The sequence below is a fragment of the Bacillus mojavensis genome (assembly GCF_012648005.1).
Lineage (GTDB): Bacteria > Bacillota > Bacilli > Bacillales > Bacillaceae > Bacillus > Bacillus mojavensis.
Window position 1 is genome coordinate 1,002,039 of record NZ_CP051464.1, and the last position, 14,023, is coordinate 1,016,061.

The window sequence follows — 14,023 nt, forward strand, 5'->3', positions numbered from 1 at the left end:
AAAAGAAGGTGCCTTATGGAGTTTCTGCTTGTTTTAGTTCCTGTTTTCGGAATCTTCGCAATTGGTTATATCGGACAGAAAACACTCGGTTTTGATATACAGACACTGTCCAAAATGTCCTTATATTTAATGTCTCCTTTTTTGGCTTTTGATACGTTTTATTCAAACGAGCTGACGATGGACTATGTGTATCTGTCTATTTTTGTGCTGGGTCTATGCTTGGTTCTAGTGCTGTTGGTCTCCTTTTTATCCTTTTTTCATAAGTATTCGAATCAAGATCGCTGTGCCATGATTCTCTCATCTGCCTTTATGAATAATGGCAATTACGGCACGCCTGTCGTACTGCTTGTGTTTGGGACGGCGGGGCTGGATACGGCTGTTGTGTTAATGGTCTTGCAGCAGTTAATTATGAGCACCATCGGCATGTATTACGCTGCAAAGGGCGGTTCGGAGGAAGGCGGATGTAAAACGGTGATGACTCGGGTTATCCGTATGCCTGTGGTGTACGGAGCACTTTTAGGGACGATACTTCAGCTTATGCATATTTCAATTCCCAAAGAGTTAATGACAGGCATTGAACTGGTCGGAAATGCCACGGTACCGACGATCATGATTATTCTTGGCATGCAGCTTGCGCTGATATCTTTCAAGAATATTGAATACAGAAAAATTTCTTATTCTCTGCTGCTGAAGCTGATGGTATCTCCGTTCATTGCGCTGGGTTTTACATCGATTTTGCCTGTGGATGACATGACGAAGCAAATTATGATTCTCGTAGCAGCCATGCCGACCGCTGCCAATACGACCTTAATGGCCGTTCAGTTTAATACAAGGCCTGAGGTCGTTTCCAGTGCCACTTTTATCAGCACAATGCTGAGCATAGTCACTTTGCCGGTCCTGCTTTGGATGCTGCATCCTCTTTCTTCTTGATGAAAGAGGATGTTTTAATTACCCGGCGGTTTATTGACTCCTTTGTCGTCTGGCTTTATATTGAAGTCAGGGAAATCATCACCTAGACATCACATAAGAGAAGGTCTGTTTCAATTTATTGAACGCTAATGAAATGGAGATGATGGGGATGGAAAACATTCAGCAAAATCAGGGATTAAAGCAAAAGGATGAGCAATTCGTGTGGCATGCTATGAAGGGAGCGCATCAAGCGGACAGTCTGATTGCCCAAAAAGCGGAAGGAGCATGGGTGACTGATATAGACGGACGCCGCTATCTTGATGCGATGTCCGGTTTATGGTGCGTTAATATTGGTTACGGCAGAAAAGAGCTTGCGGAGGCTGCCTATGAACAATTAAAGGAATTGCCGTATTACCCGTTAACGCAAAGTCACGCACCTGCGATTCAATTGGCGGAAAAACTGAATGAGTGGCTTGGCGGCGATTATGTGATTTTCTTTTCCAACAGCGGATCGGAAGCGAATGAAACCGCTTTTAAGATCGCTCGCCAGTACCATCTGGAAAACGGCGACCACAGCCGTTATAAATTCATCTCTAGATATAGAGCCTATCATGGCAATACGTTGGGAGCGCTCTCTGCCACCGGTCAGGCACAGCGGAAATATAAATATGAACCGTTAAGCCAAGGATTCCTGCACGCCGCCCCGCCCGATGTCTACCGAAATCCTGAAGACGCCGATACGCTAGAGAGCGCAAATGAAATTGACCGTATCATGACATGGGAATTAAGCGAAACGATTGCCGGTGTCATTATGGAGCCCATTATTACAGGCGGAGGCATTTTAATGCCGCCGGACGGATATATGAAGAAAGTGGAGGAAATCTGCCGCCGTCACGGCGCCCTGCTGATTTGTGACGAAGTCATCTGCGGATTTGGGCGGACTGGCAAGCCGTTCGGATTTATGCACTACGGCGTGAAGCCCGATATCGTTACAATGGCGAAAGGAATTACAAGCGCGTATCTGCCATTGTCAGCGACCGCGGTTAAGCGGGAAATTTTTGAAGCCTACCAAGGAGAAGCTCCCTATGACCGTTTCCGCCACGTCAACACATTCGGCGGCAGCCCGGCAGCCTGCGCATTGGCTTTGAAAAACCTGCAAATTATGGAGGACGAACAGCTGATTCAGCGATCCCGCGATCTCGGAGCAGAGCTTTTAGGTGAGCTTCAGTCATTGAGAGAACACCCTGCAGTAGGGGATGTAAGGGGAAAAGGGCTGTTGGTCGGAATCGAGCTTGTCAAAAATAAACTGACTAAAGAGCCGGCTGGCGCTGACCAAGTGAACCAAGTGGTAGCGGCATGCAAAGAGAAAGGGCTGATCATCGGCAAAAACGGCGATACAGTCGCCGGATTCAACAATGTCATTCAGCTCGCCCCGCCATTTTGTCTGACAGAAGAGGACCTTGCATTTATCGTAAAAACAGTGAAGGAAAGCATACTTACGATTTGATACAAAAGTGATTTGTTAAAGGAGCACACTATGAGTTTTCACAACCAGCCTATTTTACCGGCTATTCGTAATATGAAGCAATTTGATGAGTTTTTAAACAGTTCGTTTTCATACGGCGTGATACTTGATATTCATCTCGGACAATTAAAGGGTGTGATCAGAGAGGCGCAAAAGCACGGGAAGAAGATGATGGTCCATGTTGATTTAATTCAAGGGATCAAACATGATGAATACGGAGCGGAATTTATCTGCCAGGATATAAAGCCGGCGGGGATCATCTCAACTAGATCAAACGTGATTGCAAAAGCGAAGCAGAAAAAAATTTACGCAATCCAGCGTCTGTTTCTGCTTGATACAAGCGCAATGGAAAAAAGCATGGAGTTTGTCGGCAAGCATAAGCCTGACTTCATTGAAGTACTGCCGGGCATCGTGCCGTCACTTATTCAGGAAATTAAAGAGAAAACAGGTATCCCTATCTTTGCGGGAGGTTTCATCCGCACAGAACAAGATGTAGAACAGGCACTGAAAGCTGGTGCCGTTGCTGTCACTACATCTAACACCAAATTATGGAAAAAATATGAAAACTTTTTGACAGAAAGTGATTGACACCGCTTTCATCCACTGATACAATTGCACTAGGTTAATACAATGTGATGGAGAATCCGGAGACCACAGCAGCTCTTTACGGTAAAGGTTATACACCCGTAAAGCGGTTTGTTGTGGTTTTTTTATTCCCTATCATACTTCTTAATCGCAACCTTAGGAGGAATTATCTATGACAGCATTTTGGGGAGAACTAATCGGTACGATGCTGCTTGTTATTTTTGGCGCAGGTGTTTGTGCAGGAGTTAATTTAAAGAAATCGCTTTCATATCAATCTGGCTGGATTGTTATTGTATTTGGATGGGGATTGGGTGTGGCAATGGCCGCTTATGCGGTCGGCGGCATCAGCGGCGCCCATCTCAATCCCGCGTTAACAATAGCATTTGCTTTTATTGGTGATTTTCCGTGGAAAGAGGTTCCGGTATACATTGCGGCGCAGATGATCGGAGCAATGATCGGTGCGGTGGTTGTTTACCTTCATTACCTGCCGCATTGGAAGTCTACCGATGATCCCGCTGCCAAGCTGGGTGTTTTCTCAACCGGACCCAGCATTCCGCATACGTTTGCAAACGTTTTAAGTGAGGTTATTGGGACATTTGTCCTTGTGCTTGGAATTTTGGCGATTGGGGCAAATGAGTTTACAGAGGGACTTAACCCTTTAATCGTCGGTTTTCTCATTGTTGCTATCGGTATTTCTCTTGGAGGAACCACGGGATATGCAATTAATCCCGCCCGCGACTTAGGCCCGCGGATTGCCCACGCAATTCTGCCGATTCCGGGGAAAGGATCATCAAACTGGAAGTACGCATGGGTTCCTGTTGCCGGCCCGATTTTGGGCGGATCATTCGGCGGTGTATTTTACAACGCCGCGTTTCGGGGGCAGATCACGAGCAGTTTCTGGATTGTAAGCGTTGTATTAGTTGTGGTATTGTTAGGACTCTATGGCTATACGAAAAAACATGCAGCTAAAACACTATCAAATTCAAAATATATTTAGGCAAAGGGGAGACATCTTATGGAAACTTACATTTTATCCTTAGATCAAGGGACAACAAGTTCAAGAGCGATTCTGTTTGATAAAGAAGGCAAGATCGTTCACTCTGCTCAAAAGGAATTTACACAATACTTCCCGCATCCAGGATGGGTTGAGCATAATGCAAATGAAATTTGGGGCTCTGTCCTTGCTGTTATCGCATCAGTCATTTCAGAATCGGGAATCAGCGCCTCTCAAATTGCCGGAATCGGCATTACCAACCAAAGGGAAACAGCGGTTGTTTGGGATAAGGATACAGGAAAGCCTGTGTATAATGCGATCGTTTGGCAGTCACGACAAACGGCTGGAATCTGCGAGGAGCTTCGTGAAAAAGGATATAATGATACCTTCAGAGATAAAACAGGTCTTTTGATAGATCCATATTTTTCTGGCACGAAGGTCAAATGGATTTTAGACAATGTGGAAGGCGCCAGAGAAAAAGCGGAAAAAGGCGAGCTCTTGTTTGGAACGATTGATACATGGCTCATTTGGAAAATGTCAGGCGGAAAAGCGCACGTGACGGATTATTCCAATGCCTCAAGAACGCTGATGTTTAATATTTACGATTTGAAATGGGACGATGAGCTGCTTGAGATTTTAGGCGTGCCGAAATCAATGCTTCCTGAAGTCAAACCGTCCTCTCATGTGTATGCGGAGACAGTTGACTATCACTTCTTCGGAAAAAATATTCCGATTGCGGGAGCGGCAGGCGATCAGCAGTCCGCGCTGTTCGGCCAGGCGTGCTTTGAAGCAGGCATGGGGAAAAACACATACGGCACAGGATGTTTTATGCTGATGAATACAGGGGAAAAAGCAATTAAGTCGGAACACGGGCTGCTGACAACGATCGCCTGGGGCATTGACGGTAAAGTTGAATATGCTTTAGAAGGAAGTATTTTTGTCGCAGGCTCAGCCATCCAATGGCTTAGAGACGGAATGAGAATGTTCCAAGACTCTTCGCTTAGCGAATCATACGCGGAAAAGGTTGATTCAACTGACGGCGTATATGTCGTTCCGGCCTTTGTCGGCTTGGGAACGCCTTACTGGGACAGCGATGTGCGCGGGTCTGTTTTCGGCCTGACAAGAGGCACAACAAAAGAACATTTTATCCGTGCCACGCTGGAGTCATTGGCTTATCAGACGAAAGATGTGCTTGATGCAATGGAAGCGGATTCTAAGATTTCATTGAAAACGCTTCGTGTGGATGGCGGCGTTGTTAAAAATAACTTTTTGATGCAGTTTCAAGGGGATATTTTGGATGTGCCTGTGGAACGACCGGAAATCAATGAAACAACTGCGCTTGGCGCGGCATATTTGGCAGGTATCGCTGTGGGATTCTGGAAGGATCGTTCTGAAATTATCAACCAGTGGAAACTGGATAAGCGTTATGAACCTAAATTGGAAGAAGAAAAACGAAATGAGCTGTATACAGGCTGGCAAAAAGCCGTTAAAGCAGCTATGGCTTTTAAATAAGATAAGAGTATGTTATAATGGTGACAAGTTAATAAGAACGGTCCTGAGATGAGGAGAGACCACAGCACCAAAGTGTGAACATGCACTTTGGCTGTTGTGGTCTCTTTTTCTATTTACCGTGACAACAAGGAGGAAACGTAATAATGAAAAATCAATTTTCAAGTCTTGAGCGGGATCGCATGCTGACAGACATGACGAAAAAAACATATGATCTATTTATTATCGGAGGAGGAATTACAGGAGCAGGTACAGCTCTTGACGCGGCATCAAGGGGAATGAAGGTCGCACTCAGCGAAATGCAGGATTTCGCGGCTGGAACATCAAGCAGATCAACAAAATTGGTTCATGGCGGCTTGCGCTATTTAAAACAATTTGAAGTGAAAATGGTCGCTGAGGTAGGGAAAGAGCGGGCGATTGTCTATGAAAACGGCCCGCACGTCACCACACCGGAATGGATGCTGCTTCCGTTTCATAAAGGCGGCACATTCGGTTCTTTCACAACCTCTATCGGTTTAAGGGTTTATGACTTCTTAGCCGGCGTAAAAAAATCAGAACGCAGAAGTATGCTTTCAGCAAAAGAAACGCTGCAAAAAGAGCCTTTGGTGAAAAAAGATGGCTTAAAAGGCGGCGGCTACTATGTTGAATACCGCACTGACGATGCGAGACTGACAATCGAAGTCATGAAGGAAGCGGTCAAATTCGGGGCAGAGCCTGTGAATTATTCCAAAGTGAAAGAACTCCTTTATGAAAAAGGCAAAGCAGTCGGTGTATTAATTGAAGACGTTTTGACCAAAAAAGAATATAAAGTATATGCGAAAAAAATCGTCAATGCGACAGGCCCTTGGGTAGACCAGCTTAGAGAAAAAGACCATTCTAAAAATGGAAAGCACCTTCAGCATACAAAAGGTATTCACCTTGTATTTGACCAATCTGTCTTCCCACTGAAACAGGCGGTATATTTCGATACACCGGACGGCCGCATGGTGTTTGCTATTCCTCGTGAAGGCAAAACATACGTCGGCACAACCGATACCGTTTACAAAGAGGCGCTGGAGCATCCGCGCATGACAACTGAGGATCGTGATTACGTCATCAATTCAATTAATTACATGTTCCCGGAACTGAATATTAAAGCGGATGATATCGAATCAAGCTGGGCTGGCCTGCGTCCGCTCATTCATGAAGAAGGAAAGGATCCTTCCGAGATTTCACGCAAAGATGAAATTTGGACGTCAGATTCAGGCTTGATCACTATTGCCGGCGGTAAGCTGACCGGGTACAGAAAAATGGCGGAGCACATTGTCGATCTTGTTCGTGATCGGTTAAAAGAGGAAGGCGAAAAGGACTTCGGCCCATGCAAAACAAAAAACATGCCGATTTCAGGCGGGCATGTCGGAGGATCTAAAAACCTTGCATCCTTTGTGACAGCGAAAACGAAAGAAGGCATTGCGGCCGGCTTATCAGAAAAAGATGCGAAACAGCTGGCTATCAGATACGGCTCCAACGTAGAGCGTGTCTTTAATCGAGTCGAGGCGCTGAAAGACGAGGCGGTGAAGCGAAATATCCCGGTTCATATCCTTGCCGAGGCGGAATACAGCATTGAAGAAGAATTGACTGCAACGCCTGCTGACTTCTTTGTCCGCAGAACAGGACGTTTATTTTTTGATATTAATTGGGTAAAAACATATAAAGACGCCGTTATTGATTTTATGAGCGAGCGATTCCAGTGGGATGAGCAGACGCAAAATAAACATACAGAAAACCTCAACAAGCTATTACACGATGCGGTTGTGCCGATCGAGCAATAAAAAAACGGGCTGTCTGCAGCCCGTTTTTTCTTTTAAAGCGCCAGATCTCAAGATATCAAGTGACAGAGGCGCTCTCTTCATATTAAAATAATGGCATATGGCTGATACATAGGAGGACGAATTATGACTTGGAGAAAGAGCTATGAACGTTGGAAACAGACAGAAAATTTAGATCCTGAATTAAAAAAGCTCCTCACTGAATTAGAGGGAAATGATCAGGCTCTTGAGGACTGCTTCTATAAAAACCTTGAATTCGGAACTGGGGGGATGCGTGGAGAAATTGGCGCCGGTACGAATCGGATGAATATTTACACGGTGCGCAAGGCATCAGCGGGATTCGCGGCATACATCTTGCAGCAGGGTGAGGAAGCGAAAAAGCGGGGCGTTGTCATTGCGTATGATTCCCGCCATAAATCACCGGAGTTTGCGATGGAAGCGGCAAAAACACTTGCTACACAAGGCATCCAAACGTACGTGTTTGATGAGCTTCGCCCAACGCCAGAGTTGTCATTCGCTGTCAGACAATTGAACGCTTATGGCGGAATTGTTGTGACGGCGAGCCATAACCCGCCTGAATACAATGGGTACAAAGTGTACGGTGATGACGGCGGCCAGCTTCCTCCGCGGGAAGCAGACATCGTCATTGAGCAGGTAAACGCCATCGAAAATGAGCTGACAATTACAGTTGACGATGAAGAAGCGCTAAAAGAAAAAGGCTTAATCAAGATCATCGGTGAAGAAATTGATAAGGTCTATACTGAAAAACTGACGTCTATTTCGGTTCATCCTGAGTTATCCGGAGAAGTGGATGTGAAAGTGGTTTTCACTCCGCTACATGGAACCGCAAACAAACCGGTCAGACGCGGACTCGAAGCTCTTGGTTATCAAAATGTCACGGTTGTGAAGGAACAGGAACGGCCAGATCCGGACTTTTCAACTGTAACATCTCCGAACCCGGAAGAGCATGCTGCATTTGAATACGCTATTAAGCTTGGCGAAGAACAAAATGCAGATATTCTTATCGCAACAGATCCAGATGCGGACCGCCTTGGCATTGCGGTAAAAAATGATGAAGGCGAATATACAGTGCTGACAGGAAACCAAACCGGCGCGCTGCTGCTTCATTATTTGCTTTCTGAAAAGAAAAAACAAGGAATCCTGCCTGAGAATGGCGTCGTTCTCAAAACAATCGTAACAAGTGAAATCGGACGCGATGTCGCATCTTCATTCGGACTCGATACGATTGATACACTGACAGGCTTTAAGTTTATCGGTGAAAAGATTAAAGAATACGAAGCCTCAGGCCAGTACACCTTCCAATTCGGGTATGAAGAAAGCTATGGTTATTTAATCGGTGATTTCGCCCGCGACAAGGATGCCATTCAGGCCGCGCTTTTGGCAGTTGAGGTTTGCGCGTTCTATAAGAAACAAGGAACGTCATTATATGTAGCGTTAATGAATATCTTCAAAGAATATGGATTTTATCGTGAAGGACTGAAATCACTGACACTGAAAGGAAAACAGGGAGCGGAGCAGATTGAAGCGATTCTTGCTTCCTTCAGACAAAATCCGCCGAAAACAATGGCCGGTAAACAGGTTGTAACAGCTGAGGATTACGCTGTAAGCAAACGGATGGTTCTGACGGAAAATAAAGAAGAAGCCATCGACCTGCCAAAATCAAATGTGCTGAAATACTTCCTGGAAGACGGATCTTGGTTCTGCCTCCGTCCTTCTGGTACTGAGCCGAAGGTCAAATTTTATTTCGCTGTAAAAGGAACATCTCTACAAGACAGCGAACAGCGCCTTGCCGCTCTTTCTGACGATGTCATGAAGACAGTTGACGAAATTGTCGAAGCAACAGCAAAATAATTCAAAAAAAGCTGGATCACGCAGTGATCCAGCTTTTTTCTATTCTCATCCAAAAGTCTGAAAGAAAATCATCCGTCATGCGAAGTAACAATATTCAAAAAACTGGTATAATCTTAGATAATAACCATAGCCGGAGTGAGAGACGTGACCAAACCGAGGATGGAAAAATTAAGAACGCTGAAAACCATTGCGGAGACTTTAAATCAAGGACACGATGTCAAAGCAACGCTGAATGAAGTTTTAAAAGAATTGCTGAGCTTAACGAATCTTCAGTCTGGATGGATCTTTCTCATTGAAGAGGACGGTTCCTATACCTTAGCCGCAGACGCATACCTGCCGCCTGCTTTAAGTCGCAGGGAAAAAGTGCTGATGTGTGAAGGGGAGTGCTATTGCCTGACGAAATTCAATAACGGCGGACTTAGAAAAGCAGCCAATATTATGAACTGTAAACGCATAGAATCAGCTGAAGAGCTGTATTGTTTTGACACAGAAGGGATTACCCATCATGCGACCGTTCCCTTAGAAGATGGAGACAGACGGTTTGGTTTATTAAATGTGGCGGCGGCCGGAAAAACACTTTTTGATGAGGAGGAGCTTCATTTGCTGGAGGCCGTTGCTTTTCAGATCGGAACGGCAATACAGCGGATGAGGCTTGCTGAATACAAACAAAAAAACGCTCTTTTAATGGAGCGGAACCGTCTCGCTCAGGAGCTGCATGATTCAGTCAACCAGATGCTGTTTTCCGTCAGTTTAACTGCCAAAGCGGCAAAGACATTAACAAAGGACGAGACCCTGCAGCAAATGATTGATTTTATTCAAACTTTATCGCAGGATGCTCTGGCTGAAATGAAGTCCTTAATCTGGCAGCTTCGCCCCGGAGGATTAGAAAAAGGGCTGGCTGAAGCCATTAAAAGCTACGGCACACTGATCGGATTGAATGTCGTCTTTACACAAAACGGATGTCCGGTCCTTCGTGATGAAGAGGAGCATATGCTGTGGCGTGTCGCGCAGGAAGCCCTCAATAATTGCAAAAAGCATGCCGGGACTGATACGGCATATGTCAGAATGGCTTCTTCTTCGTCCTATGCAGAACTGGATATTATCGATCATGGGATAGGGTTTTGTTATGAAGCGCACGCCGGACTGCCTTCACTTGGCATCAAAGGAATGAAAGAACGGGCAGAAAAAGCCGGCGCGGAATTTTCCATTGAATCAGAACTTGGAGCGGGCACGAAGCTGTCCGTCAGGCTTCCGCTTACCAATCAGAAAGGAAGGACAGTGCGATGAGAATTGTCATTGCGGATGATCACCATGTTGTCCGGAAGGGGCTTCGTTTTTTCTTTGCCACCAAGGACGACATTGACGTTGTCGGAGAAGCGGCAACCGGAATTGAGGCCCTCCGTGTCATTGAAGAAACAAAGCCGGATCTTGTGCTGATGGATCTGTCCATGCCGGAAATGGATGGAATAGTGGCAACAAAAAAAGCAGTACAGCAATTTCCCGGCGTGCATATCATCATACTGACGAGCTACTCTGACCAGGAGCATGTCATCCCTGCGCTTCAGGCAGGAGCGAAGGCGTATCAGTTGAAGGATACAGAGCCGGAGGAATTGGTGAAAACATTGAGACAGGTCTATTCAGGTGAATACATGCTGTCTTCAGCTATTATGCCCCATGTGCTGACACATATGAAAAAACAGAATGAACCGGAAAAAGAAAAATATTATCAATTAACCCGGCGGGAAAGAGATGTGCTAAATGAAATTGCTTGCGGAAAAAGCAATAAAGAAATCGCGGCGTCGTTGTTTATTTCAGAAAAAACAGTAAAAACTCATGTGTCTAATCTTTTAGCAAAGCTTGAGCTGGCGGACCGCACACAAGCAGCGCTATTTGCAGTGAAATACAACCTGAATGGAGAGATCACCAAATGAACATATTAGTCATGAGCGGCTCGCCGAGAAAACATGGCAGGACAAGAGTTGCGGCAGCCTTTATATCATCTCTGTATCACACGGATTTGATTGATTTAAGCGAATTTATATTGCCGTTATTTAACGGTGAAGCCGACCAGGCTGAACTTATGCGGGTACAGGAGCTAAAGCAGCGTGTCAGCGAAGCGGATGCGATTGTATTACTATCTCCTGAATATCACAGCGGCATGAGCGGCACCTTAAAAAATGCACTGGATTTTTTAAGCAACGAACAATTCAAATATAAGCCAGTAGCACTTTTGGCAGCAGCAGGCGGCGGAAAAGGCGGAATCAATGCGCTGAACAATATGAGAACCGTGATGCGGGGCTTATATGCCAATGTCATTCCGAGGCAGCTTGTGCTTGATCCGGTAACAATTGATGTGGAAAATGCAACAGTAACAGAACACATGGCGGTCAGCATAAAAGAGCTGATGGAAGAATTGCACATGTTCGCAAATACAGGAAACCCCGGCGTCTAACCCCGGGGTTTGTTTTATGTGAGAAGCGTTAATTGATCCTCATATGTCAGCTCAGTGGCATGGTCAATATAGCGGAGAAGAGAATACAGCACCTTTTCTAATACAGCATAATCCTGTTCAAAATGGTATGCATGCAAAAAGTGCTCAATTCGTTTTGATAACAAATCATCCTCTGTCCGCACCATTAAAATTAATAAGTTATCCCATTGGGATCGATGGGTGTAATACAGTGCTTTGTCATAATCAGCATAATCCATGTCAACCGCTTCTCCTTTCCTGTGTGAGAAGTTCAGGATTAGTTTATGCCGTATCAGCTGTTATTGACGGGGCAAAACTTGGCGTCTGCGTCAGAACTGGGGTAGCAATATGAGGGAGACATAAAATGAAAATGTCTGAATGAAGAAAGCGGTTTTGGAAAACCTAAGAGGAAAATAATCTGGGTACAGGAGACTGAACACATGAAATCTCTGCCGTATACGATTGCGCTTCTTTTTTGCGGACTAATCCTCGTATCAATGGCTGCAAAAGGGCATTCAGAAAACATGAACGAGTCTGTTCAAAAGTGGGAACAGCTCGCTTGGAGTAAAATTCAAGATGAATATAAAGGGGCTTCTTTTTCCGATTACGCCTATATGGGGCGGACCGAGGTGAATGACCAGCAAACAAAGGATGTTTTTCGGGTGACCGTCAGACAGAATGACGAAACATTTTCCGTGCGAGCTGAAGTATATTTTCACCCTGTGACAAAACATATGATCAGCATCAATGTGTTTCGTCTTTAATAAAAAAACTGTACAGCCGACAAAGGCCATACAGTTTCATTTTTAGAAATAACGCTTTGCACCGAGGTAGCGCTGTTTCCAGTATGAGTTGTTCATATTTGAAATGACAACCCCGGAGTCGTTGGCATTAATGAATTCCCCGTTTCCGAGATAAATCCCGACATGAGAAGGACCGGCTTTGTATGTCGAAAAGAAGACAAAGTCTCCGACTGCAGGCTGGCTGACAGGTTTCATGGTATTCCAGTAGCCGGCCGCCGTTAATCTGGACACAGATGTGACTTTGTTTAGCGCATAGTAAATGAATCCGCTGCAGTCAAATCCGGCCGGTGTCGTTCCTCCCCAGCGATATGGAACGCCAAGCTGCTCCTTAGCGGCCGCGATCATTTTGTTAATCTTCGCGCTGGTTGAGATGGTGCTGCCTGAAGATCCGGAACTTGAAGAAGAGGATGAAGCTTTGCCTGTAATCGTGAGCTTCTGGCCGATTTGTAAGACATCGGTTTTCAAGTTGTTTTTCTCCCGAATCTGCTGGGCTGTCACATTGAACTTTTGAGCGATCACCCATAAGGAATCACCGCTCTTCACCGTATATGTAGTCGTCGTGGTGCCGGAGCTGGAATTTGACGAAGACGGTGATGTTGATGTGCCGGAAGATGATTTGCCGGTCAGCTTTAGCACTTGTCCAACGTACAGAACGTCTGATTTCAGATTGTTGCTGTTTCGGATTTGCTGTACAGTCAGGTTATATTTGTTTGCGATTTTCCAAAGTGAGTCGCCGCTTTTTACGGTGTACTTCGTTGTTGCTGACGCTGATTGATTCGATTTGGATGAATTGTCTTTTGATGACGAATGAGAACCCGCTGATTTTGTTTTTAACACTTGATTCACATAAATGGTATCTGATTTCAAATTGTTCAGTACCTTCAATTCAGCGATGGACATATTGACTTTGTTTGCGATTTTCCAAAGCGAATCACCAAGCTGCACTTTGTAAGTGCCAGTCTTAGCTGAAGAGCTTGAGCTCGATTTGGAGCTGCTTGAAGTGCCAGAACTTGAATGTGAAGAAACTTTTCCGGATACTTTTAATTTCTGGCCTGCACGAATCATGTCGCTGCTCAATCCGTTTAACTTTTTCAGTTCTTGTACCGACATCTTATACTCATTGGCAATCAGCCATAGTGAATCGCCGCTTTTCACTGTGTAAACAGCATTTCCGCTCTTCTTTTTTGACCCTGAAGAAGATGATGAAGTGTCGGATTTGCTGCCTGGAATGGTAAGCGTCTGCCCAATTGACAGGACGGTCGTCGAAAGATGGTTGGCGGATGAAATGGCTGCTACACTTGTGTTATAGGTTTGCGCCAGCTTCCATAAGGAATCTCCGCTTTTGACTTTAATCGTTGCTGCTTCAGCGGGTGTAATCGCTAATGTTGAGCTGACAATCGCGGTTGCTGTCAGCCCTGCTGCTAATTTCTTTTTCATCTGAGCTCTCCTTTTTCCCCCAATGATTTTGAATATGCTGTTTCTTTTTTATATCGGCAGATTCATCTCATCGTTTTGCTTTTTTAAAAAATCAGTCACATTTTCTTAACA

13 protein-coding genes are annotated in these 14,023 nt (G+C 45.1%); 11 read left to right on the forward strand and 2 right to left on the reverse strand.

What is annotated here, in order from left to right; translation table 11 throughout:
* Window positions 1-15 precede the first annotated feature (15 nt).
* The 10 genes from HC660_RS05165 (at window position 16) to HC660_RS05210 (ending at window position 11,654) form a co-directional block, all read left to right on the forward strand.
* Window positions 16-930, forward strand: coding sequence for an AEC family transporter (locus HC660_RS05165; protein WP_168747286.1), 915 nt, complete (start codon window positions 16-18; stop codon window positions 928-930).
* A gap of 133 nt (window positions 931-1,063) precedes the next feature.
* Window positions 1,064-2,416 (forward strand): aspartate aminotransferase family protein, encoded by a 1,353-nt coding sequence (locus tag HC660_RS05170; RefSeq protein WP_168749410.1) that lies wholly within the window; start codon window positions 1,064-1,066, stop codon window positions 2,414-2,416.
* Window positions 2,417-2,446: 30 nt separating this feature from the next.
* Window positions 2,447-3,022 (forward strand): glycerol uptake operon antiterminator GlpP, encoded by a 576-nt coding sequence (gene glpP / locus HC660_RS05175; protein ID WP_029441192.1) that lies wholly within the window; start codon window positions 2,447-2,449, stop codon window positions 3,020-3,022.
* Between the two features lie 169 nt (window positions 3,023-3,191).
* Entirely contained in the window at window positions 3,192-4,016 is an 825-nt protein-coding gene (locus HC660_RS05180; protein WP_168747287.1) for an MIP/aquaporin family protein, read from the forward strand.
* 18 nt (window positions 4,017-4,034) lie between these two features.
* Window positions 4,035-5,525 (forward strand): glycerol kinase GlpK, encoded by a 1,491-nt coding sequence (glpK, locus tag HC660_RS05185; RefSeq protein WP_010333529.1) that lies wholly within the window; start codon window positions 4,035-4,037, stop codon window positions 5,523-5,525.
* Between the two features lie 140 nt (window positions 5,526-5,665).
* On the forward strand, window positions 5,666-7,333 hold the full coding sequence (glpD, locus tag HC660_RS05190; protein WP_029441193.1) for a glycerol-3-phosphate dehydrogenase: 1,668 nt from the start codon (window positions 5,666-5,668) through the stop codon (window positions 7,331-7,333).
* A 123-nt stretch (window positions 7,334-7,456) separates the two neighbouring features.
* Window positions 7,457-9,202 carry a phospho-sugar mutase gene (locus HC660_RS05195; RefSeq protein ID WP_168747288.1) on the forward strand — a complete coding sequence of 582 codons (1,746 nt, stop codon included), beginning with the start codon at window positions 7,457-7,459 and terminating at the stop codon, window positions 9,200-9,202.
* 144 nt (window positions 9,203-9,346) lie between these two features.
* A complete protein-coding gene (locus HC660_RS05200) occupies window positions 9,347-10,489 on the forward strand; it encodes a GAF domain-containing sensor histidine kinase (protein ID WP_168747289.1) in 1,143 nt (380 codons plus the stop codon).
* On the forward strand, window positions 10,486-11,133 hold the full coding sequence (locus HC660_RS05205) for a response regulator (RefSeq protein WP_168747290.1): 648 nt from the start codon (window positions 10,486-10,488) through the stop codon (window positions 11,131-11,133). The genes HC660_RS05200 and HC660_RS05205 overlap by 4 nt, the downstream gene beginning before the upstream one ends.
* Window positions 11,130-11,654 (forward strand): NADPH-dependent FMN reductase, encoded by a 525-nt coding sequence (locus HC660_RS05210; RefSeq protein WP_168747291.1) that lies wholly within the window; start codon window positions 11,130-11,132, stop codon window positions 11,652-11,654. The genes HC660_RS05205 and HC660_RS05210 overlap by 4 nt, the downstream gene beginning before the upstream one ends.
* Before the next feature lie 14 nt (window positions 11,655-11,668).
* Here the strand turns inward: HC660_RS05210 and HC660_RS05215 are convergent, their stop codons facing one another.
* The gene (locus HC660_RS05215) at window positions 11,669-11,911 is read right to left on the reverse strand and encodes a YhdB family protein (protein WP_010333534.1); all 243 of its coding nucleotides are present in this window, start codon (window positions 11,909-11,911) and stop codon (window positions 11,669-11,671) included.
* Between the two features lie 201 nt (window positions 11,912-12,112).
* Between HC660_RS05215 and HC660_RS05220 the strand changes: the two genes are divergently transcribed.
* Window positions 12,113-12,436 (forward strand): YqzG/YhdC family protein, encoded by a 324-nt coding sequence (locus tag HC660_RS05220; protein ID WP_168747292.1) that lies wholly within the window; start codon window positions 12,113-12,115, stop codon window positions 12,434-12,436.
* A gap of 42 nt (window positions 12,437-12,478) precedes the next feature.
* Here HC660_RS05220 and lytF read toward each other — a convergent pair whose 3' ends face one another.
* A complete protein-coding gene (gene lytF / locus HC660_RS05225; RefSeq protein ID WP_168747293.1) occupies window positions 12,479-13,912 on the reverse strand; it encodes a peptidoglycan endopeptidase LytF in 1,434 nt (477 codons plus the stop codon).
* Window positions 13,913-14,023: the final 111 nt, after the last annotated feature.

Bases quoted from the DNA above. Each gene is read 5' to 3' on its own strand.
- HC660_RS05165 (WP_168747286.1), top strand. From the start codon at position 16: ATGGAGTTTCTGCTTGTTTTAGTTCCTGTTTTCGGAATCTTCGCAATT.
- HC660_RS05170 (WP_168749410.1), top strand. From the start codon at position 1,064: ATGGAGATGATGGGGATGGAAAACATTCAGCAAAATCAGGGATTAAAG.
- glpP (WP_029441192.1), top strand. From the start codon at position 2,447: ATGAGTTTTCACAACCAGCCTATTTTACCGGCTATTCGTAATATGAAG.
- HC660_RS05180 (WP_168747287.1), top strand. From the start codon at position 3,192: ATGACAGCATTTTGGGGAGAACTAATCGGTACGATGCTGCTTGTTATT.
- glpK (WP_010333529.1), top strand. From the start codon at position 4,035: ATGGAAACTTACATTTTATCCTTAGATCAAGGGACAACAAGTTCAAGA.
- HC660_RS05195 (WP_168747288.1), top strand. From the start codon at position 7,457: ATGACTTGGAGAAAGAGCTATGAACGTTGGAAACAGACAGAAAATTTA.
- HC660_RS05205 (WP_168747290.1), top strand. From the start codon at position 10,486: ATGAGAATTGTCATTGCGGATGATCACCATGTTGTCCGGAAGGGGCTT.
- HC660_RS05210 (WP_168747291.1), top strand. From the start codon at position 11,130: ATGAACATATTAGTCATGAGCGGCTCGCCGAGAAAACATGGCAGGACA.
- HC660_RS05215 (WP_010333534.1), bottom strand. From the start codon at position 11,911: ATGGATTATGCTGATTATGACAAAGCACTGTATTACACCCATCGATCC.
- HC660_RS05220 (WP_168747292.1), top strand. From the start codon at position 12,113: ATGAAATCTCTGCCGTATACGATTGCGCTTCTTTTTTGCGGACTAATC.
- lytF (WP_168747293.1), bottom strand. From the start codon at position 13,912: ATGAAAAAGAAATTAGCAGCAGGGCTGACAGCAACCGCGATTGTCAGC.